The organism is Apilactobacillus sp. EABW-1NA, assembly GCF_030398685.1.
In the GTDB taxonomy this organism is placed as follows: Bacteria; Bacillota; Bacilli; order Lactobacillales; family Lactobacillaceae; genus Apilactobacillus; species Apilactobacillus waqarii.
In genome coordinates this window covers 1-20144 of record NZ_JAPDKO010000006.1, presented here as the reverse complement: position 1 = coordinate 20144, position 20144 = coordinate 1, and the positions used below count along the sequence as shown (strand labels likewise).

23 protein-coding genes are annotated in these 20144 nt (G+C 37.2%); 12 read left to right on the top strand and 11 right to left on the bottom strand.

Annotated elements, in window-relative coordinates:
• Window positions 1-21: 21 nt before the first annotated feature.
• Window positions 22-984 (bottom strand): hypothetical protein, encoded by a 963-nt coding sequence (locus tag OEZ61_RS02765; RefSeq protein WP_041153222.1) that lies wholly within the window; start codon window positions 982-984, stop codon window positions 22-24.
• A 106-nt stretch (window positions 985-1090) separates the two neighbouring features.
• Here OEZ61_RS02765 and cls point away from each other — a divergent pair, with 106 nt between their 5' ends.
• Window positions 1091-2542, top strand: coding sequence for a cardiolipin synthase (cls, locus tag OEZ61_RS02760; RefSeq protein WP_041153221.1), 1452 nt, complete (start codon window positions 1091-1093; stop codon window positions 2540-2542).
• Window positions 2543-2577: 35 nt separating this feature from the next.
• On the opposite strand, the gene pyrE is transcribed toward cls, so the two are convergent.
• Both pyrE and pyrF read right to left on the bottom strand, forming a co-directional pair.
• Window positions 2578-3204 (bottom strand): orotate phosphoribosyltransferase, encoded by a 627-nt coding sequence (gene pyrE / locus OEZ61_RS02755; RefSeq protein WP_198178150.1) that lies wholly within the window; start codon window positions 3202-3204, stop codon window positions 2578-2580.
• Window positions 3204-3923, bottom strand: coding sequence for an orotidine-5'-phosphate decarboxylase (gene pyrF, locus OEZ61_RS02750; protein WP_290046867.1), 720 nt, complete (start codon window positions 3921-3923; stop codon window positions 3204-3206). Before pyrF ends, pyrE begins: the two co-directional genes overlap by 1 nt.
• A 269-nt stretch (window positions 3924-4192) precedes the next feature.
• On the opposite strand from pyrF, the gene OEZ61_RS02745 reads away from it, so the two are divergent.
• Together OEZ61_RS02745 and OEZ61_RS02740 are read left to right on the top strand one after the other, a co-directional pair.
• Window positions 4193-5413: an MFS transporter gene (locus OEZ61_RS02745; RefSeq protein WP_041153218.1), complete on the top strand. Its 1221-nt coding sequence runs from the start codon at window positions 4193-4195 to the stop codon at window positions 5411-5413.
• Between the two features lie 103 nt (window positions 5414-5516).
• A complete protein-coding gene (locus OEZ61_RS02740) occupies window positions 5517-6434 on the top strand; it encodes a DMT family transporter (protein ID WP_041153217.1) in 918 nt (305 codons plus the stop codon).
• Window positions 6435-6461: 27 nt separating this feature from the next.
• Here the strand turns inward: OEZ61_RS02740 and OEZ61_RS02735 are convergent, their stop codons facing one another.
• From OEZ61_RS02735 to OEZ61_RS02725, 3 genes are all read right to left on the bottom strand, one after another.
• Window positions 6462-6773, bottom strand: coding sequence for a hypothetical protein (locus OEZ61_RS02735; protein WP_057198677.1), 312 nt, complete (start codon window positions 6771-6773; stop codon window positions 6462-6464).
• A 490-nt stretch (window positions 6774-7263) separates the two neighbouring features.
• Entirely contained in the window at window positions 7264-7581 is a 318-nt protein-coding gene (locus OEZ61_RS02730; protein ID WP_217303957.1) for a hypothetical protein, read from the bottom strand.
• A gap of 156 nt (window positions 7582-7737) precedes the next feature.
• Window positions 7738-8601, bottom strand: a complete 864-nt coding sequence (locus tag OEZ61_RS02725) for an N-acetylmuramoyl-L-alanine amidase (RefSeq protein WP_290046865.1) — start codon at window positions 8599-8601, stop codon at window positions 7738-7740.
• A 128-nt stretch (window positions 8602-8729) separates the two neighbouring features.
• Between OEZ61_RS02725 and OEZ61_RS02720 the strand changes: the two genes are divergently transcribed.
• The 6 genes from OEZ61_RS02720 (at window position 8730) to lepA (ending at window position 14944) form a co-directional block, all read left to right on the top strand.
• The gene (locus OEZ61_RS02720; RefSeq protein WP_225349273.1) at window positions 8730-9398 is read left to right on the top strand and encodes an ATP-binding cassette domain-containing protein; all 669 of its coding nucleotides are present in this window, start codon (window positions 8730-8732) and stop codon (window positions 9396-9398) included.
• Window positions 9399-9406: 8 nt separating this feature from the next.
• Window positions 9407-10201: a metal ABC transporter permease gene (locus OEZ61_RS02715; RefSeq protein ID WP_034534243.1), complete on the top strand. Its 795-nt coding sequence runs from the start codon at window positions 9407-9409 to the stop codon at window positions 10199-10201.
• Between the two features lie 76 nt (window positions 10202-10277).
• The gene (locus OEZ61_RS02710) at window positions 10278-10979 is read left to right on the top strand and encodes a hypothetical protein (RefSeq protein ID WP_034532361.1); all 702 of its coding nucleotides are present in this window, start codon (window positions 10278-10280) and stop codon (window positions 10977-10979) included.
• 132 nt (window positions 10980-11111) lie between these two features.
• Window positions 11112-12389: a GH25 family lysozyme gene (locus tag OEZ61_RS02705; protein ID WP_290046864.1), complete on the top strand. Its 1278-nt coding sequence runs from the start codon at window positions 11112-11114 to the stop codon at window positions 12387-12389.
• 103 nt (window positions 12390-12492) lie between these two features.
• Window positions 12493-13137, top strand: a complete 645-nt coding sequence (locus OEZ61_RS02700; protein ID WP_160185003.1) for a TetR/AcrR family transcriptional regulator — start codon at window positions 12493-12495, stop codon at window positions 13135-13137.
• Window positions 13138-13150: 13 nt separating this feature from the next.
• On the top strand, window positions 13151-14944 hold the full coding sequence (gene lepA / locus OEZ61_RS02695; RefSeq protein WP_160185004.1) for a translation elongation factor 4: 1794 nt from the start codon (window positions 13151-13153) through the stop codon (window positions 14942-14944).
• Between the two features lie 48 nt (window positions 14945-14992).
• On the opposite strand, the gene OEZ61_RS02690 is transcribed toward lepA, so the two are convergent.
• The 3 genes from OEZ61_RS02690 to scrK all read right to left on the bottom strand — a co-directional run bounded on the left by OEZ61_RS02690 (window position 14993) and on the right by scrK (window position 17551).
• Window positions 14993-15385 (bottom strand): VOC family protein, encoded by a 393-nt coding sequence (locus tag OEZ61_RS02690; RefSeq protein ID WP_160185017.1) that lies wholly within the window; start codon window positions 15383-15385, stop codon window positions 14993-14995.
• A gap of 18 nt (window positions 15386-15403) precedes the next feature.
• A complete protein-coding gene (locus tag OEZ61_RS02685; protein WP_034532357.1) occupies window positions 15404-16405 on the bottom strand; it encodes a zinc-dependent alcohol dehydrogenase family protein in 1002 nt (333 codons plus the stop codon).
• A gap of 261 nt (window positions 16406-16666) precedes the next feature.
• Entirely contained in the window at window positions 16667-17551 is an 885-nt protein-coding gene (gene scrK / locus OEZ61_RS02680) for a fructokinase ScrK (RefSeq protein ID WP_034534175.1), read from the bottom strand.
• A gap of 250 nt (window positions 17552-17801) precedes the next feature.
• On the opposite strand from scrK, the gene OEZ61_RS02675 reads away from it, so the two are divergent.
• On the top strand, window positions 17802-18185 hold the full coding sequence (locus OEZ61_RS02675; RefSeq protein WP_034534177.1) for a CrcB family protein: 384 nt from the start codon (window positions 17802-17804) through the stop codon (window positions 18183-18185).
• Window positions 18182-18532 carry a CrcB family protein gene (locus OEZ61_RS02670; RefSeq protein ID WP_034534179.1) on the top strand — a complete coding sequence of 117 codons (351 nt, stop codon included), beginning with the start codon at window positions 18182-18184 and terminating at the stop codon, window positions 18530-18532. The genes OEZ61_RS02675 and OEZ61_RS02670 overlap by 4 nt, the downstream gene beginning before the upstream one ends.
• A gap of 43 nt (window positions 18533-18575) precedes the next feature.
• Here OEZ61_RS02670 and OEZ61_RS02665 read toward each other — a convergent pair whose 3' ends face one another.
• The gene (locus OEZ61_RS02665) at window positions 18576-19064 is read right to left on the bottom strand and encodes a hypothetical protein (protein ID WP_034532351.1); all 489 of its coding nucleotides are present in this window, start codon (window positions 19062-19064) and stop codon (window positions 18576-18578) included.
• Between the two features lie 481 nt (window positions 19065-19545).
• Here OEZ61_RS02665 and OEZ61_RS02660 point away from each other — a divergent pair, with 481 nt between their 5' ends.
• A complete protein-coding gene (locus OEZ61_RS02660) occupies window positions 19546-19998 on the top strand; it encodes a hypothetical protein (RefSeq protein WP_290046854.1) in 453 nt (150 codons plus the stop codon).
• Window positions 19999-20048: 50 nt separating this feature from the next.
• On the opposite strand, the gene OEZ61_RS08135 is transcribed toward OEZ61_RS02660, so the two are convergent.
• Complete coding sequence (locus OEZ61_RS08135; protein WP_080719905.1) at window positions 20049-20141, bottom strand: IS3 family transposase; 93 nt, start codon at window positions 20139-20141, stop codon at window positions 20049-20051.
• Window positions 20142-20144: the final 3 nt, after the last annotated feature.

The following is a 20144-nucleotide window of genomic DNA, read 5'->3' as shown; positions in this document are numbered from 1 at the left end:
TCTAGGTCTTTTTTTATTGCATTAAAACTTCAATGTGATTGCAGCGTAGTCCAAGTTCATTGGCATTTGGCTCTTTGGAAGTAGTAGAACGTTTCCTGCGAAACCAATGGTAGTGATTGCTAAATCATTTAAAGTCTTGTTGTAACTTTCTTCGCTAATGTATAGAGTATCAATCTTACCGGATAGTGCGTTTGAAATAATATCGCGTAAATCGGTTGCGACTAAACGGTGATCACTAGCTTTTTCGTATTTAATTTTGTTGTCGTTTGCTAACTTATCGAAGAATTGTTGGTTCAATTCATCAATCATTTCAGAAATCTTGTCGGGACCAAGATCGTCCATATCAACCTTGCTTACGATGTCCTTCGCAAATGTCTTTTGGTCAGCTAATTCGTTGAATAACTTACGGTTTTCTTCACTGGCAACCACCACAGTTTGTAAGTAGTCATCGTCATCAAATAAATCGCTTAGGTATTCTTTAACCAACATGAAGTACTTATTCTTGTCGTTGTTTACAAGGACCGGAATTGGCTTGTTCACAAGGTTTAAGATGCTAAAGTGACCATTATCAACTCTTAGTAGCTTAAAGTCGGTATCGCGTAGGATTAAAACGCGGTAGTGAAGTTGACTTTCGATTTCCTTGATTAGTTGCGCCACATTCATGGTGTCATCGATTGAGATTTGGGTCTTAACTGGTTGAGTTAAGTCAAATGAATGGATAGCTTTAAAACTAACGTATAGTGCGACACCAGAACCATTTCCGATGTGTTTTGCGCGATCAAAGTTGAATCTTCTTAATTTTCTTTCGTATCTTGGCCAGATATTTTCGTCGTGTTTTTGAATGAATTCTTCTTTAACAGTTTCGATTAAATTTAAATAATCATTTTTGTTACTAATTTCGTTAAATGAAACAATTAGTGAGATGAATGGCCCTACTTCGTAATCCAAAGTTAGGGTATTTCTAAGCTCGATTGTCGACGTCATAGTCTAACCTCCTTAGATTTATATGTTTATAGTATATCATGATGAGCTAAAAGCGAAATATATTGTGCTATAATTATGCTATATTAAGCTTAAAGGAGGGATAATTATGCTTTTAAACATCCTGTATTACATTATTATAATTAATGAAATTTTGGCATTGATTACAGTCTTTAGAGAAGAACGTGATATTGCTGCAACATGGGCATGGTTATTAGTGCTTTCATTCCTACCTGTGCTGGGATTTTTGATTTATGCATTCGTCGGAAGAAAACTACCTAAAAAACGTTTATTCCGTTTCCAATACAAAGACAATAAATTGATGTATGACATCCTAAAAGAACAGAGCAAGATACATAACAATCCGGAAAAAATCAGAGCTGATGAGGTCTCATACTCATACAGAACACTTGTTAAGCTGTTCAAAACCTCAGACGTTACTGACTTATCTAGAAGAAACCACGTTAAGGTCTTCACCGAAGGTAATCATTTATTTGATTGCATTATTTCTGATATTAAAAACGCCAAAAGTTCAATTAACATCGAATTTTATACCTTCTACGATGACAGAATTGGTCATCGCGTCTTAAAAGAACTAATTAAAAAGGCCAAAGAAGGCGTCAAAATCCACGTTATCTACGATAGTTGGGGTTCAATGGGAAACAAGCATCATTTCTTCGACCCATTGCGTGAAGCCGGTGGATTCGTAGAACCATTCCTACACACCCACTCAGCCGTGATGGACTTCCGTTTGAACTTTAGAGATCACAGAAAGATTGTAGTTATCGATGGTAAGTACGGATACATCGGTGGTTTTAACATTGGTGACCAATACCTAGGTCGTAAGAAGAAGTTTGGTAACTGGCGTGATACTCACTTGAGAATCTCAGGTTCTGCCGTTCATCATCTACAAGCCCAATTCATCTTGGACTGGAATGTTACCGACATGGAACACAAGATTGATGTTGAAGAAACCAAGGGCTTCTACTTCCCCAAGGTATACCAAGAAGGTTCTACCAATATCCAAGTGGTATCCAGTGGTCCTAACTCTGATTTACAACAAATCAAATTGGGTTACATCAAGATGATTCAAAATGCCAAGAACTACTGCTGGATTCAATCACCATATTTGATTCCAGACGATAGTGCTTTGGATGCTATCAGAACAGCTGCCATGTCAGGTGTTGATATTAGAATCATGGTACCATGCATGCCCGATCACCCATTCGTATATCGTGCAACTCAATACTATGCAAAACAATTATCAAAATATGGTGTCAAAATTTACTTCTACGAAGATGGATTTATTCACGCCAAGACTGTCTTGGTCGATGGTAAAATCGCGTCAGTTGGTTCCGCCAACATGGACTTTAGAAGTTTCAAACTAAACTTCGAAATTAACGCGTTTATCTACGATGAAGGATTGGCTGAACAATTACACTCAATCTACGTTAACGACATCAGAAGCAGTAAATTAATGACTTATGCGGACTTTGACAAACAATCACGTTGGTTGAAATTCAAACAAGTATTCAGTCGTTTATTCTCACCAATTCTATAAACTAAAAAAATCCCACAAAATGTGGGATTTTTTGTTTACATCCAGTTCCATGGATCGTCACGCCACTTACGTAGCACGACTAATTCATCGTCTGAAATACTGTTTTCTGCTTTGGCTTGTTCGATAATTGTGGAGTAGTTGGTTAGTGTATCAAATTCAATACCAGCTTCCTTGAAATTCTTAGTGCTGTCAGGAAGTTCGTATGAGAAGATGGCTACGACACCAATCACGTTGTAACCTTCGTTCTTAAGTGCTTGCGCGGCGTTTAAAACGCTCTTTCCAGTAGAAAGTAAGTCATCAATTAAAACGATTGGGGCGTTGTCGTCGATGCTTCCTTCCATTTGTTTACCACGACCATGATCCTTTGGTTTTGAACGCACATAAATCATTGGAAGGTCCATCTTGTCGGCAACGATGGCTGCATGGGGGATTCCGGCGGTTGCGACACCACCGATTACTTTTGCTTCGGGAAACTTGTTTCGGATTAATTCTGCTAAACCATCCGCGATGTGGGTACGGACTTCTGGGAAACTAATGGTGATTCTGTTGTCGGTGTAAATTGGTGCCTTGATACCTGATGCCCAAGTGAATGGTTCGTTTGGTGATAGGGTTACTGCGTTAATTTTTAAAAGGTCTGAAGCGATTAATTGGTTAGTATTCATTATTTGATTCCTCCATTAACTGCGTTGTAGATATCTTTATATGTTTGAACCGGATTGTTTGATTGGGTGATGCTTCTACCCACGACGATTCCGCTGGTGTTTAATTCAAACGCCTTTGTTGGTGTCACGACTCTCTTTTGGTCGTCGACACTGTTGCTGGGAAGGCGAATGCCGGGATTGATGCACTTAAATTCATTGGAAACGGATTGATGGATCAGGTCGTTTTCTAGTGCAGAAGAGATGACGCCATCGGCACCGCTTTGACTGGCCATTTTAGCCAAGTGGGATACCGATTCGGCCATTGAAACAGGGACTAATTCTTCATCGTGGAGTTGTTCTTCTGATGTTGAGGTTAGTTGAGTCACTGCCAGTAATTGTGGTGCGTCGACACCTGCTTGGTTAGCACCTTCGTCTAGTCCACGTCTGGCAGCCTTAATCATTTCGCTTCCACCAAGTGAATGAACGGTAGTGAATTGAACATTCAATTGGCCGATTTGCTTGGCTGCTTGTTGTACAGTGTGTGGAATATCGTGTAGTTTTAAATCCAAAAAGACATCGATATTTTGATTGCGCAGCGCTCTAATGATACTTGCTCCTTCTCGATAGAATAGTTCCATTCCAACCTTTACCGCTAAAGGTTTGACATCCTTAAACGGCTCCAAAAATTTTAAAGCATTGGGTGCATCGACAAAATCTAGTGCAATGAATACTGGTTTCATACGTTTCCCTCCAACAAAAAAGTCGTATAGACTCAGAGACTATACGACAAATTAGGGTCCACTTATTCCGTTCGTCGATTTACTAGCCTCTCTGGACTAATTTAAAATCATATGTTGAGTACAATATACGCTTTTCTCAGAATAAAGCAACCAAAAAATGAAACTTGCATTAGAAAAAATTAAAGCGTATAGTTTTATAAAATATCTCAAACAGATATTTCAAAAAAATAAGGAACGACAGTGAGCGTTCATTTTGGAGGAATTGAATAATGGAAAACACGCAAGACCACACTTCAACGACTAAGGCTCAAAAATGGGTTTTAGCATCGACATCGATTGGACAAATGCTAGAAAGTATGGATATCTCATTCATCTCATTTGCAATGTCTTCAATCATTATCGGTTTACACATTAGTACTGCAGCTGCTGGAATGCTTTCAACAGTTACTACTTTTGGATCGTTGTTGGGTGGTATTTTATTTGGTCTTTTAGCTGACCGTTTCGGTCGAGTACGTATTTTGACCTACACCATCTTCATTTTCGCCATCTCAACTGCCGGAATTATGTTCGCCCAGAATTTTATTACTTTTGCTATTTTACGTTTTTGTGTCGGCCTAGGTGCCGGGGGTGAATATGGTTCAGGTGTTGCCATGGTGGCTGAATCATTCAAGAAAAAGCAATTAGGAAAGTCAGTGTCAATCACCACAATCGGTGGTCAAGTTGGATCAATGATGGCAGCCGTGTTAGCCGCAATCATGATTCCAGCATTTGGTTGGCGTTCACTTTTCCTAATCGGAATTATTCCAATATTCTTTGCCTTCGTAATTAGAAAGAACCTAACCGAAAGCCAAGATTTCATCGATACAATGGAAACAGGCAAGCGTCCTAAGGTTTCTGTAAAGAAATTATTCGCAACACCAAGATTGGCATACCAAACTATCGCATTAATCGTGATGGTAATTGTGCAAATCGCCGGATACTACGGTCTAATTAACTGGTTACCTTCAATCATGCAAAAGAAACTTGGTTTAAGTGTTGCCGGCTCATCACTATGGACAATTGTTACTATTATCGGTATGAGTGCCGGGATGTTAACATTCGGGACCATCCTAGATAAGATTGGACCTAGAAAGGCCTTTGGATTATTCCTACTAGTCGCTTCTGTAGCTGTATACGGAATTACATTCTCATTCAATGGTTTCACATTGCTACTAGCATCAACCGTACTTGGTTTCTTCTCAAACGGTATGTACGGTGGATACGGTGCCATCATCAGTCGTCTATACCCAACCGAAGTTCGTTCCACTGCAAACAACTTCATCATGGGATTCGGACGTGCAATCGGTGGATTCTCACCAGCCATTATTGGTTTATTGATGGAAAGCCATTCATTACTAGTAATCATGGCAATGCTATCAGTACTATACCTAATCAGTTTCATCACTATGATGACTATTCCTGCATTGAAGGGTCTAGCTACTGAAGAATAAGCATTTATTCTGACGAATTAGGTTTTACATGTAATAATAATATATAAACTAAAAACCTCCCGTGCCGGGAGGTTTTATTGTACATAACTGAGGGGGCATTTTAATGTTATACGGACTCGGTATTTTAGCCGGATTGGTCTTACCCATTCAGACCTCGGTCAATACAAACCTGAAGAATCGAGCTGGTGGATCACCATTCCTAGCTTCAATGCTATCGTTTACGATTGGAACCATCGCGTTACTTTTCGCCACTTTGTTGAGTGGCCAATCACTATTCTTTTCTAGTCACTTGTTTACAAGCCAACCAGCATGGATTTGGTTGGGCGGATTGTTTGGTGTCATTGGTTTAACCACTAACGTTTTAATCTTCCCTTATCTAGGGGCGGTGCAAACGGTGATTATGCCAATTACCGGTCAAATCATCATGGGGATGATTATCGATAACTTCTCCTTGTTTGACGCTGACCACCATGCTTTTACCATCATCAGATTAATCGGAGTCATTCTACTAGTTGTTGGTATCTTGATGGTTGTCCTAGACAAGAAGGCAAGCGATGGTTCCGATAAGGCCAAACAATTACCTTGGCAGATTTTAGGAATAGTCGCAGGGATGTTTCAAGCTTCCCAAGCACCAGTTAACGGTCACCTAGGAGTAGTGCTTCACTCGCCAATTCATGCGGCCTTTATCTCATTTTTAGTCGGTACCATCATCTTATTTGTGATTACCGGACTAGTTGATCGTTCTTACGTTCACGCCAAAGATGCGATTGGAAAGGGCAATCCTTGGTGGATTTGGCTCGGTGGTGTCTTGGGTGCCATCTTTGTTTTATCAAACGCATTCCTAAGTCCACAAATCGGAGCCGGAACTACCGTTGTTTTAGTCCTATTGGGTAACTTATTCGGTAGTGTAATGGTCGACAAATACGGCCTATTGAATTCACCGAAAAAACCGGTTGGCATTATGAAATATATTGGTTTAGTCGTGATGTTAATCGCTGTTGCGATTATCAAATTGTATTAAAAAAGAGACCTCGATGGGTCTCTTTTTTTATATTAATATAATAATTAAATCAATTATAGTTTTAGCAAGAAATATACCAACGAAAAATGCAACTTCAAATACTAATAAGTTTTTTTGATATTGCCAATCCGTTAGCGGATAAAATTTCTTGTTGGATTCGTAGAAAATGATTAATGACAATATAATCGCAATTACTCCAAATATGATTTCAAACAGATTTGCTCCTTCGGGATCCAATAATATATATTGAGTTAAATCACCCAGTACTAATAAACTGACCCCAGTTTCGAATCCAGTTAAAGCCATATTGACTAATTGAGACAAATGTTGCTTCTTCATTAAAAAATACTCCTATAAATTATTATTTTAGGTTATTGATAATTAGCGTCAGTATAACCTTACCCAGGGATCCACCAATTAGTATTGATACATCGTATACTGCAAAATGTAGCAAGTAACGAAAATTTGATCCTAAAGGATATACCATAATTATTCTCAGGAACATGTATATGATTAGAAGGCCAATCGAAACCATTAATATAATGGAAAGGCCAAAATATATATATGAAGATTTAATAAAATCAATTTGCCATGAATATAGAATTGTTAGTGCTAATTCCGCTGTAAACCCTAGGACAATTCCAATACTGGCTAATTTGATTAGTCTATTTTTTGTCTTATTATCCACTATATTTCCCCCATAACTAGAATAGTTAAGTAATATTCTAATTATAGTGTAGGAAAAACATCTTACTATGGAATCTGTTTAAACTTATATAAAATTTTAATATCATAGAAATAAATTAATAAAGTAGAACATTTTTAATCATTAATTGATAAACAATTGTAGGATGAACTTACCAAACATTCCACCCAAAATAACCATGACATCATAAAAGACAAATGATGTGAAGTAGCCTTTAATAGGCCACTTTTCGTCACTTTTTACGATACCAAGATAAGAAAAAAGAAAAACGACACCACAAATAGCAATTCCGCAGATGGAAAAGAAAACATCTATTGTTGATGAGCTAATTATTCTTGATGTCCAGTTATCAAAAATGGTTAAAAATACTTCTGCTAAAAATCCTAATGAGAGACCGACCAAAATGAGAAAGGAAAGTCGTAACTTAGTAGATTTTTTCATGATAGTATTTTTCCTCCATTGATGTTACTTAATATGTATTTTATAGCCTAAATGTATTATAACTAAAAAATATAAAAAAGTTATAAATGTTGTCTTATTAACGTTTTGAGCACAAAAAAAGCGTCTAAATTTAGACGCAATGTATAATTTTTTCATCTAATTGAAGTACTTATCGAGTGATTTTGCGACATCTTTTGCGACGTGTTCTTGGTAAGTAGAACTTTGAATATATGGAAGATCGTGTGAGCTATCCATGAATCCCATTTCACACAAGATTGCCGGACGTTTGTTTTCACGTAAAACGTAGTAGTCACCAAATGATACCCCACGATTTGAAACGGGGAGGTTGTCTAAACCGTCTGCGACTTGGTCAGCCACCTTGACCGCATTCTTGTGGTAGTTGTAGATCCCGTAACCGTTGGCTCTACCGTATCCGTTATCGGAATTGAAATGGAAACTAACGAAGAGGTCGGCGTGGTAATCACTGGCCATATCTGTTCGTTTTTTCAATGTCACGTAAGTATCAACGGTACGAGTCATCACGACATTGACGTGGCGTTTTCTTAACTCGGCGGCCACCTTTTTAGCGGTTTGTAAGGTATACGTTTTTTCCATGTACTTTTGGTTGGCTGAAAGGGTCCCTGAATCGCCACCCCCGTGGCCAGGATCAATAATGATTGTTTTTTGGGCTAACTTATCGCCGGTTTTGACGTCGTAATCATCGACGCCGACTAACCATGAAGGCACCCAACCCTTTTGACCGTTATATTTGGTGTACCACCAATTATTTTTGGACTTGATGATACTCAAATGACGACCATGTGGAATTGTTTCGACAACTTTTGATTCGTCATTGGGTTGTTCGCGTAGATATAAAGTAGCGGCATCAACCTTAGGTAATGATAAAAATCTGGCTAATTCGATTATTAAAATTACTAAGAGGATAAAAGTTACGACACCGCGGTAAATCAGCTTGTTGTTTGGTGTTTCCCTGAATCTAGTTATAAAACGATTAACCAAATTATCACCCCGATTGTATTATGTATGTTAAAATCAATTATATAACAAAAATTAATATATATCAGATGTTTGATTGTTTTCATAATCAGACTACAATGATATATAAATAATTGAGACAGTGAGGATTAATGATGAATACAGAATCCAATTTAATCTTATCAGTACGCGATTTAGACGTAGCTGTTAAGAACCGTAAATTAATTAACGATTTGTCTTTTGATATCTTCGCCAAGACCTTAACCTGCGTTACCGGTGAAAATGGTGTTGGGAAGACAACATTAATAAAGACTATTTTAAAACAATTTAATAAAAATGAACACGTCCAATCCAAAATCAAACGATCAGACATGCAATACATTCCTCAATTAAGAAATATTGATGATGACTATCCATTGACCGTCTTTGATTTTATCGGATTAGGGTTACAACATTCAATATTGCCATGGTTAAGCAAAAAAGAAAAACAAAGTGTCCAAAAAGTTATCGAAATGACCAAGTTACAAGATTTGGCCAACACACCTTTGGGTAGTTGTTCCGGTGGGGAACAACAACGTGTCTACTTGGCTCAAGCATTGGTATCACAACCTAAGCTACTAATCTTGGACGAAAGTACCGCCAGCTTGGATAAGGAAGCCAAATTCATGCTATTAGACGTAGTTAAAAGCGTCATCGCTGAAACCGGAGCTTCCGTACTATTCATCACCCACGATCCGGTTTTAGTACAACAATATGGTGACTATGATTTAAACATTGCCAATCAAGCCGGCACCATTAAACCAGTGAAGGAGGCCCAATAATGTTAGAAATGTTAAGTTATCCATTCATGCAATACGCCTTTGTCGCTAGTTTCTTCATCTCCATTCTATGTGGATTGATGGGGGTATTCGTGGTTGCTAGAAAGACTGCTTTCTTCACCCACACACTTTCCGAAATCAGTTTCTCAGGGGCATCATTTGGTGTTTTCTTGGGAACCAATCCAATTTTAGGAATGCTATTATTCACCGTTTTAAGTTCATTGATGATTGGTACCGTTGGTTCAAGGGTGAGCCGTCGTGAATCATCAATCAGTGTCTTTTCGGTATTCTTTATCGGATTAGGAATTTTATTCCTATCGTTGGCCGATACTCAATCCAGTTATGCTACGAACATCTTATTTGGTAGTATCGTCGGAATTAGTTACAGCAATGTACAAACATTGGTAGGCTTAAGTATCGCCATCATTGTAATTACTACTTTGATTTACAGAAAACTAAAATACAACTCATTTGATAACGTTGGTGCTAGTTTTAACTCCCGTGCCAACACCTTAGTATCAGTGATTTTCTTGATTCTATTGGCATGTACTGTCAGCGTGACAGCTCAAATTGTTGGATCACTTCTAATCTTTGCTCTATTGACCATTCCAGCCTCATCAGCACGCTACTTCGTGCACAGTATCTGGTCAATGACCATTTTGACATTTGTCTTTTCTTTAATTGGGACTTGGTTTGGTCTATACTTAAGCTTTGTAACGAACCTACCAGTGAGTTTCTTTATCGCAACAATCGAAACAATCATTTATATTATTGCGGTAATCTATGATAAAGTAACAAGAATTTAATACAAACTTTATTAACGTAACACTGATGTTTTGTTATACTGTTCTCAAATAGTTTTTTAAGGAGATGTCCTACATTATGAAAGCATGGAAGAAAATTTTACCTGCAGTTGCAGTTTTAGGATTAGTTTTAACTGCTTGTGGACAAAAGAAAAGCGACAATAGTGATGCATCAAGTTCAACTTCAACTACTCAAACTAGCAAGATGAGCTCATCATCATCATCAAGCAATGACAAAATTGCAAACAAATTAGGAAATGAAAAGCTACCACAAAGCAATGGTTTGGACTCAAACCAAAGCGTAAATGCTAAGTTGGACGGAAACAAGACCAACTTTACAATTAGCTACTTAAACAATGGTTCAACATACGCTACTTACACTAAGCACACTTATGAAAGTGATTCAGCTGCAATGCAACAAGTTGGCTACCAAGCTGCTGCAAACGTTGCTGGTCTACCATCAGTTAACTTAGGTTACAACGTTGTTGGTCACTCAGATAAGGGTGCCGGACAAGAATACATCCAAGCAAACTTTGGTAACTGGTCACTACTAACACACGGTAGTAACTTCGGTAAGTACAAGGGTGCAGCAACTACTAAGGGTAAGACCGTAGTAAGTTACATCCAAAACCACAACCTACCAGTTCCAGAAAGCAAGGGTAGCATTACCGCTGAAATTGACGGTTCAGCAACTATTACTTGGCAAATGGGTAATGACGTTTACTCAATTAAAGCTAACTCTCTAAACACAGCATTAGAAATGGTAACTTCACTTAAGTAAATGCATTAAAAAAACCAGGTTATTTTGACCTGGTTTTATTGTGACAAAAAATATTCGAAATGAAGGTATTGGAAAATGTATGATTCTAAAAAAATAAAACATTTATTATTTTCCGCGGCGTTAGGATCAACAATGGCCTTATCTTTGAATGGTATCAAGTCTCACGCTGATACAACTCAATCATTTAAACCATACACACCAGTGGCCTATGATATTTCTGAATTTCAGGGGCAATTAAATGATCAACAAGTAATGAATTTAAAGAATGAAGTTAAATTCGTTGTTTTAAGAATTCAAGATGGTCAATATCATGATCAACAGGTAAATAATAATATCAGCTTGATGGACAAGTATGGGATTCCATACGGTGTATACAGCTACAGTAGATACACCAACTCTGCTCAAGCCCAAGAAGAAGCACAACGTCTACATTCACTAGCCCCAAACGCTAGATTCTATGTAAACGACTTTGAAACTGGTTTTACCAACACGTCCGATCAAAATGCGGTCAGTTGGGCAAACGCGATGAAACAACTAACCAATCAACCGGTTATCTTGTACAGTTCACAATCAATCTTGGATCAATTCCAACAAAGTACTTTGAATGCTTACAGTGCGGTATGGTTGGCTAATTACACCAACTACACCCCAAATCCAAAGTACAACTATGATTTGTGGCAATACACTGACAAGTACCAAAGTAAGGCACTAGGTGAAGCACTTGATGCCGACACTATTCCGGTTGGTGGTCGTAAGTTAGCATTCTGGACCACCGAAAAGACTGCTAACGGTCACAAGCGTACTGTTGCTAAGACAGGAACCGCTAGACACATCAAAAAACATGCTACAGCCAATGTTTTACATAAGGCCGCTAAGACACAAGTGATTACTAAGACTACCTCTGCAAAGGCTAAAAAGGTCCAATACACACCACTTGTTAATAAAGTAAGTCATCACACCAAGAAGCATGTAAAACGTGCATATCGCATGAAAAAACAAGCTACAAAGAAGATTGCAACTGCTAACAATACTTACCAATATGCAAGTGCTACAACTAAAAAGGTGAGCCACAAGAAGGCTTACAAGAAGCACGCTAAAAAGCATAGTAAGTACACCTACAAGCTAAACCATGCTACAAAGAAACGTATTGCAAAAAAACATGCTAAGAAGTACAAGAAGCATACTAAGAAGAAATATACTTACAAGTTAGCTAAGAAGAAGACTCGTAAGCATGCTAAGTACAAGTACGCAAAGAAGCTTACTTACAAGGTTAAGAAGAACCTAAAGCACAAGAAGTTACATCATTCTTATAAAACTAAGAAGCATAACAAGGCTAAAAGACACTACAAATACAGTGTGAAGAAGATTCATCATAAGCACGCCAAGAAAATGATTTACCGTGCAGCCTAAAATAAAACGTCTGATCGAAACGATTAGGCGTTTTTTTGTTGTATTAATTTTCTTCTTCGTATACAATAATGACCAACGGTCAATTTAGAAAAAGGAGCCAATCATGAATATTAAAACTGCTGATGAAAAGCAACAAAAACAAGCGTTGATTGCAGAAACTGCACTCAAGATGTTTGAAGAAAATGATTTTTATGATATCTCCATCAACGCGATTGCGCAAAGAAGCCACGTCGCAAAGGGAACGGTCTTTAACTACTTCAAGACCAAGGAAAATATATTCATGCACCTACTTTTGGTGGGATATCAGGATTTCTTTTTACAAACACTAAACCAATTACAACAAGCCAAGCTAACAACCGTAGATGAACTAAAATCGTTTCTACTAGCTAACACTAAGGACTTAATTGAAAACCACCTAACATTAATTAAGTTAAACGCACTACGCGGACCCGTTTTAGAGGGAAAGGCATCTAGGGAAGAGACGATTGAAGGTCGCAAGAAGTTATATGAAGTCCATGAACAACTAGCACAGTTCATTCAAGATTCATTTCCATCAATCGATGTCAAAACTGCCAACAAAATCTTCATTATTCAAAGTAGCATTTCCAGTGGATTGATTAATCTATCGAATTTGGATTCATTTAACCAAGAACCGATTCCGGGAAATATGGATGACTTCAAAGTTAGTATCCTAAACGACTCAATGGAAACTTTCGACTTTTACCTAACGGGGTTACTTGGTAAATAAAGGAGTAACTATTATGAAACAAGCAAACATTCGCAACTTCTCGATTGTTGCCCACATCGACCATGGAAAATCGACGTTGTCCGATCAAATCATGAAGATGACTGACACCTTTATTTTCCGTGGCAATGAAGAACAGGTCTTAGACGACATGAAGGTCGAACAAGACCACGGGGTAACCGTTCGCTCAAGAACCGTCCGCAATATTTATCGTGACAACGATGGTCAAGAATACGAATTAAACTTAATTGATACGCCGGGGCACGTCGACTTTAACTACGAGGTTGAAAAGAGTGTGTCAGCCAGTGACGGGGTTATCTTGTTGGTGGATTCGACCAAGGGAGTTCAAGCCCAAACGGTTGCCAATTACCGTATCGCTAAAAACAACAACCTAGTGATTATTCCGGTCATCAATAAGGTCGACAACCAAAGCGCCCAAGTCGATATGTGTGAACAACAACTATACGAATTAGACGAATCATTTTTAGAACACGACATTATCCATATCTCAGCAAAAACCGGTTTGAATGTCGATCAAGTCCTAGAGGCAATCGTCAACCGCATTCCAAGTCCCAAGGGTGACGAAACCAAACCATTAAAGGCTATGATATTTGATTCTCACTATGATTCATATCAAGGAGTTGTCGCGTACGTGAAGGTCATTGATGGGGTGATTCAGGCTAACGATAAACTAATGTCGATGAACCAAAAGGTGAAGTTTGAAACCCCAGAAGTGGGAATCTTTAGCCCGCAATTACTACCATTAAAGGAATTAAAGCCTGGTGACATCGGTTATGTCATCACGGGAATCAAGGACCCATCCGACGTTCGTGTCGGGGACACCATCACCGGACAATCTCGTCAAACCAATCAGGCAGTTGCCGGATATCAACCTGCTCACAGTGTCGTCTTTGCTGGAATTTATCCCAAGGATGCCGACTTTGATGATTTAAAAGTAGCGATGGAGAAGTTGAAACTAAACGATTCTTCAATTGAATTCGTTGAACATGTTTCAAATTCACTGGGACCGGGATATCGCTGTGGATTTTTGGGGATGTTTCATCTCCAAATCGTCCGCGAACGATTAATTAATGAGTTTGGGATGTCCGTGATTATCACGTCACCAAACGTTAACTATTGCTATACAACCAAGAATGATGCGACACTAAAGACGATTAATAATCCGTCTGATTTACCTGATTTTTCGGTCTTAAAGACAATTGAAGAACCCTTCAATAAGGTTGTCATTGAAACACCGAGCGAGACGGTTAACGATGTGATGACACTACTAAGTAAGAGTCGCGGAGTCCTATTGGATATGGATAACACGGATCAATTGGTTAAGATGATCTACAGTGTTCCGTTAGCCGAAATCGCGTTTAACTTCTTCAATCAATTGAAGTCAATTACCCATGGTTTTGCGACTTATGACAGTCAATTCATGGAGTATGTTGAATCAGATATAGTTAAAATCACGATTGATGTGAACTATGCACCGGTGGATGAACTAACCTTTATCGTTCACCGCTTGAGTGCCGAAAAATTGGCTCAAGAAATCATTCATAAACTAAAGTATGTAATTCCCCGCAAACTATATCCAATGCCTGTACAGGGATATATTGAGGGAAGAGTGGTGGCTAGAGTCGATGTACCACCATTGAGAAAGAATGCAGCAGTTAGTGGCGATAAAAAGAGTGTTTCAAAGAAACAAGCACTATTGCGTCGTCAAAGTTTGAATAAACGAAAGAGTGCTATTGAAGCCATTCAACTACCACAATCGGTATTCGATGCCATCTTAAATATTGAATAAAAAAAGCACCCAAGCTTAAGCTTGGGTGCTTTTTATGATCGAAAGATATTATTTTACAATTTGGCAAAATTCGATCTTTTCGTGATTAGGACCTTGAATGTTGAAGAAACGAATTCCGTTTTCCCAGAAAGTTGGGATTGATTGGATTTCGTCGTCTAAAACATCGAAGCCTTGTTCTTTAGCGGCTGCGAATGCTTTATCAACATCAGTACAGTTCATTGAAATATGGTTGATAGCACCATTTTCCATTGCAACTGGATCGCCTTCCCATGTTTCAACGGTTAGGTTACCGTATCTCATGAAGGCACAACGGTTTTCACCATTGTGGAATAAACCAGCTTGGTCAAAACCAAGTGATTTGTAGAATTCGATAGTTTTATCTAAGTCTTTTGATGGGATACCTACGTGTTGTAGACCATCAAAGTAATCGTTTAAAGCCATAATTTAAGCCTCCAAAAATTAGTCAGAAACTTTAACAACACACTTACCAGTTAGGTTTGAAGTACCGTTTAGGACACTTTCAACGTCTTCTAGAGAGATGATGTTGTCAATAATCTTTTCAACATTAACTTTACCACTTTGTAGTAGGGCAATAGCATCTTCGAATGAGTTAGGGTTGATGAATGCACCTTGGATAGTTAATTGTTTCTTGAATACTTCGTAAGTGTTCATGCTGAATTTTTGATCTGGAGCACCAACACCGAACATCAATACTTGAGCACCCTTAACAGTTGCTTCGATTGCTTGTTCTTGAGTAGCTGGTTGACCAACGGCTTCAATAACAACGTCGTATTCGGCTGGAATTTCTTCCTTAGTAGTGTTGATAACACGGTCGATGTTTAGCTTTTCTTTTTCAGCAGCTAATTTGTCATCATGACGACCAGTTAAGTCAACTTCTTTAACACCGTATGAACGTAGTAATTGTGCAAAGATTAGACCCATGTAACCATCACCAATAACTAGAGCTTTTTGGTAAGGTTTGATGTTTAATAAGTCCATACCGTGAACGGCACATGAGATTGGTTCACAAGTAGCAGCTGACTTCAAGTCAACGTTGTCTGGTAACTTGTAAACAACTTGAGTTGGGGCAGTGAAGTATTCTTCTAGACCACCATTTCTAGTAACACCAACGGCTGATAGGTTGTCACATAGTTCTGGACGAGCTGTACGACAGTAGTCACACTTACCGCAGTAGATGTTAGGGTCAACAGTAACACGGTCACCAACTTTAAGATCAGTAACGTCTGAACCTACAGCTGAGATAACACCTGAGTTTTCGTGACCTAATACGATTGGAGGAACAGCGTCAGCTGAACCTGGTAGACCATTGTATAGTGCGTAGTCAGTACCACAGATACCAGCGTATTTTGCGTTGATAACAACTTCGTTTGCCTTTGGTTCTGGCATTTCAGTGTTTTGGATTTCTAATTGTTTCTTGCCTGTTAAAACTAATGCTTTCATAATTCAAGATCCTTTCCAAATTGAATTTTAAGTATTATTTTTTATGCAGCTGTGAATTAATTAAGACTTTCACAAACTTACAAGTATTATAATAACTCATTTTTAAAAAAATGAAAGTGTTTTGATGAAATTTAATTCTTAAGTTTATTTAAAAGTCACGAAAAAACGGCGTATAACGTTGATGTAATAACGTTTTACGCCGTGTAACTTTTTTTATAAAAATATTCGATCAATTCAATTTTAGATTGTGTAAAACTGAACTTATTTAACTTGGTGCTTAATCAAAGCATCTGCCAAAGCAAAGTTTCCGTAGGTTGCAGAGCCGTTTCCATCAAGGGTTGGAGTTGAAATGTATTCTTCTAAGTTCTTAATGTCAATATAGCCATTTAATAGCTTAGAAAATTCAAATCTAACCTTTTTGAGAAATTTTTCACTAACTACGCCACCGCCAAAAATAATTTTGGCAGGTCTGAAGGTTAGTGTAGTTTGCAACGCAGCTTGTGCTACGTAGTAGGCCATGATGTCCCAAACGTGGTTAGTTTGCGCAACTTCTTGCCCCTTCATACCTAGACGAGCTTCGAATGTAGGTCCACAGACTAGTCCTTCAAGACAGTCCTTGTGGTATGGACAGATTCCATCGAAATCTAGATCGTCTTCGTGACGTTTTAACTTCACGTGACCCATTTCAGGGTGACCCATGTCTCCTACAAATTGTCCATTAATGATGATTCCAGCACCGACACCGGTACCGATAGTGTAATAAACCAAAGAATCTAATCTTTGGCCGCTATTTTTTAGATTAACGTATTCTCCGAACACTGATCCGTTAACGTCAGTTGTCCAATACATTGGAATATCGAATTCTTCTTTAAATACTCCCAAAAAGTTTTCATTTGACCAACCAGGCTTGGGAGTTTCGGTAATGTAACCGTACTTGGTGGAATCTTTTCTAATTTCAATTGGGCCGAATGATGAAATACTTAGTGCGGCTAAATCTTCAAATTGCTTGAAGAAGTCGATAGCTTTGCTAAAAGTTTCAGCAGGGGTAGTGGTAGGAATTACCAAACTATCTAACACTTGGTAGTCAGTGTTACCCACAGCACAAACGAACTTTGTGCCTCCAGCCTCTATGCTTCCCAGTAACATAAAGTTATTGCTCCTTATTTATATCTTCTTATCTTATCTATAAATCGGTTTTAAAATGGTTTTAAAAATTTTTTATCTAAGATTTTAAGTTTTGTTTTTAATGTTTTTTAATTTTAGTTATCACTCTCTAATTATGATAAGTTTTAACAGACTAAATGTCAAAGTAAAAATGCTAATTGGTATAGTAAATATACGACGTATGATAAGATTTATTATTATGGATGTTTATAAATAGAAAGGATAATTTTAGATGAGAAGAGTACTATACATATTTATTCTAGCCTTTATTGGCGGTATTTTGCGTGGATACTTCACGCTTTTAGCTGGCGATGATCACTTTATCGCAACCATCATAATTAACTTAATTGGTGCGTTTGTCTTAGCGTTTATCACTGGTGCACTTCCTTATTTAATTGAGGTATCTAATGATTTAATGACAGGACTAAGTGTTGGCTTAGTTGGTGGGTTTACCACTTTTTCAACATTTTCATTCGACAGTGTCAATTTGCTTTTGAACCATAAAATTGGTATAGGTCTTTTATACGTATTAGTGAGTCTAATCGGAGGTTTAATATTAGCTCAGATTGGAACTAAATTAGGCCAAAGCTTTGAAAATAAGGAGGATCAACTATGATTGAGAGTGTTTTAATCGTTGGTTTGGGTGCCGCAGTTGGTTCTCTAATCCGTTATGGTGTCACCAACGGACTAAAAAAGATGTTTTCGAAAAACGCCTTTCCGGTAGCTACTTTCTTCATCAATATCACCGGATCATTTCTGTTAGGATTGGTTAATGGACAACTACCTAAGAATACTTTTATTCTTGCTTTCTCCATTGCAGTTCTTGGTGGATACACCACTTTTTCTACCTATATGAACGAAACAGTACAATTAAGCACCAAGAAAAAAGAGGTTGCATGTTTTTATTATGTATTAAGTGCTTTGATTGGAATTACCATGGCATTCTTAGGATATGTTATTTAAAACATATAAGCCATAAAGCAAAAGCTTTATGGCTTTTTATGTCTTATCTATTAGTTAGTCTTTTAAGGATAAATGATAATTTGTTATATGCAAAATCATCATGTAAAGGATCCCAAGTGCATTGTAAGTTGTCGAATTGTTTCATTAAACATTGCAGTCGCATCATAAGCTCTATTTTTTCGATTTTGTTTCCATCTTTTGTTTTCCATCCATTATTTTCCCAAGATGATAACCACCCCAAACGAATTGTTTTAGCGAGATGTTCTTCCATAATGTGAACATGTATGTGTTCATGTTGCCATCCTTTGAATAGTAGATCCTCTAAACCATCTATTATTCCGAGAAGTTCAAGTCGATTATCTGTGAGAACATCCTGTTTGGTAGAAACGTGATAGAAAGTATCGTTCTTAAGGATAAGGAATACCCACACGGCGGTACTAGTTAGTGGAGGATCTTTAATACAATCGTTATCATAGTAAACGCCATTAGCATATAACCTAATGTTGTAATCAGCTTCATTGAATTCCGACATAAAGCATCACCTCGATAGATAATAAATAACACCGATATGACATCGGTGTTATTGTTCTTATTGTTGATAAAATAGAGAGGAGTGTTCATAAATGGTGTTATATTCATAGACTTAGGGTTTGTTGTTTTATCAACAATTGAATTCTAACACCGTTACCAAGAATTAGTTCTAAATGTTATATAAACAAATTGATGAAAAGTTATACTTTTGTTATATAATCAAAGTGGAAATTTCCTTATTATTAACATTTTGGTTTTTTATTTTATAAAAAAATATAATCAAAAAAATAAATAAAAAATGAAATATATATGAAATTTATTATTTGGGTTTTGTTGATATATCAGTGTTTAGATAATTATTTCAAAATATTAAGGTTATTAAGCTTTTAATGAGTTTGTTAAATTCCCTTAAGATATGTGGATTACAATTTGCAATGTAGATGATTATTTATCTACATTATTTTTTTGAAAGAGATGATTTAATGCAAAATATTATTGATGTTCTTTCCTCGATGGAACCATATGAGCAAAACGTTGAGGATAATTATGAAAAATATAGAGATTATGTTGTTACAAAAAAATATGTTCCAGATGTAAATAATCAAAGTAATTTGATTTGTTTGGCTAATGTTATTCAAAATATTTTAAAAACTATCCAAATAAAATTGCCCGATGCCGATGATGTAAAGATATATTGTCGAAATAATATCAATGTTTTAATTTCGTTTAGTTATAAAGAGGTCCAATTTGACTTTTCTTTGAATAAAACAAATGAAATTAGTTTTAGATCATACTCGCTTCCTCTTCACAAGCATCGAAGAGGTCATAAACTCTTAACAAAAGAAGTTGATTCAATTAACTCTAGTAATTTTAGAGAAATCGGATTATTTATTGGTCCTATAATAAAGTATATAAATTATCGAAATGAATTATGAATGAATATAAAAAAAGAGACCTGACCTGAACCCCTAAAATTGGAAGATGGTTATGCTATTTTCTGGGAGGAATTGATCCGGTATTCAACCGGTGACATTCCTCCCAGTTTTTGTTTTATACGATAATTGTTGTAATAAGATATATA

What these genes read in the sequence shown, in the direction of transcription:
- OEZ61_RS02765 (WP_041153222.1), bottom strand. Translation starts at nt 984, where the DNA reads ATGACGTCGACAATCGAGCTTAGAAATACCCTAACTTTGGATTACGAA.
- cls (WP_041153221.1), top strand. Translation starts at nt 1,091, where the DNA reads ATGCTTTTAAACATCCTGTATTACATTATTATAATTAATGAAATTTTG.
- pyrE (WP_198178150.1), bottom strand. Translation starts at nt 3,204, where the DNA reads ATGAATACTAACCAATTAATCGCTTCAGACCTTTTAAAAATTAACGCA.
- pyrF (WP_290046867.1), bottom strand. Translation starts at nt 3,923, where the DNA reads ATGAAACCAGTATTCATTGCACTAGATTTTGTCGATGCACCCAATGCT.
- OEZ61_RS02745 (WP_041153218.1), top strand. Translation starts at nt 4,193, where the DNA reads ATGGAAAACACGCAAGACCACACTTCAACGACTAAGGCTCAAAAATGG.
- OEZ61_RS02740 (WP_041153217.1), top strand. Translation starts at nt 5,517, where the DNA reads ATGTTATACGGACTCGGTATTTTAGCCGGATTGGTCTTACCCATTCAG.
- OEZ61_RS02735 (WP_057198677.1), bottom strand. Translation starts at nt 6,773, where the DNA reads ATGAAGAAGCAACATTTGTCTCAATTAGTCAATATGGCTTTAACTGGA.
- OEZ61_RS02730 (WP_217303957.1), bottom strand. Translation starts at nt 7,581, where the DNA reads ATGAAAAAATCTACTAAGTTACGACTTTCCTTTCTCATTTTGGTCGGT.
- OEZ61_RS02720 (WP_225349273.1), top strand. Translation starts at nt 8,730, where the DNA reads ATGATGAATACAGAATCCAATTTAATCTTATCAGTACGCGATTTAGAC.
- OEZ61_RS02715 (WP_034534243.1), top strand. Translation starts at nt 9,407, where the DNA reads ATGTTAAGTTATCCATTCATGCAATACGCCTTTGTCGCTAGTTTCTTC.
- OEZ61_RS02710 (WP_034532361.1), top strand. Translation starts at nt 10,278, where the DNA reads ATGAAAGCATGGAAGAAAATTTTACCTGCAGTTGCAGTTTTAGGATTA.
- OEZ61_RS02705 (WP_290046864.1), top strand. Translation starts at nt 11,112, where the DNA reads ATGGCCTTATCTTTGAATGGTATCAAGTCTCACGCTGATACAACTCAA.
- OEZ61_RS02700 (WP_160185003.1), top strand. Translation starts at nt 12,493, where the DNA reads ATGAATATTAAAACTGCTGATGAAAAGCAACAAAAACAAGCGTTGATT.
- lepA (WP_160185004.1), top strand. Translation starts at nt 13,151, where the DNA reads ATGAAACAAGCAAACATTCGCAACTTCTCGATTGTTGCCCACATCGAC.
- OEZ61_RS02690 (WP_160185017.1), bottom strand. Translation starts at nt 15,385, where the DNA reads ATGGCTTTAAACGATTACTTTGATGGTCTACAACACGTAGGTATCCCA.
- OEZ61_RS02685 (WP_034532357.1), bottom strand. Translation starts at nt 16,405, where the DNA reads ATGAAAGCATTAGTTTTAACAGGCAAGAAACAATTAGAAATCCAAAAC.
- scrK (WP_034534175.1), bottom strand. Translation starts at nt 17,551, where the DNA reads ATGTTACTGGGAAGCATAGAGGCTGGAGGCACAAAGTTCGTTTGTGCT.
- OEZ61_RS02675 (WP_034534177.1), top strand. Translation starts at nt 17,802, where the DNA reads ATGAGAAGAGTACTATACATATTTATTCTAGCCTTTATTGGCGGTATT.
- OEZ61_RS02670 (WP_034534179.1), top strand. Translation starts at nt 18,182, where the DNA reads ATGATTGAGAGTGTTTTAATCGTTGGTTTGGGTGCCGCAGTTGGTTCT.
- OEZ61_RS02665 (WP_034532351.1), bottom strand. Translation starts at nt 19,064, where the DNA reads ATGTCGGAATTCAATGAAGCTGATTACAACATTAGGTTATATGCTAAT.
- OEZ61_RS02660 (WP_290046854.1), top strand. Translation starts at nt 19,546, where the DNA reads ATGCAAAATATTATTGATGTTCTTTCCTCGATGGAACCATATGAGCAA.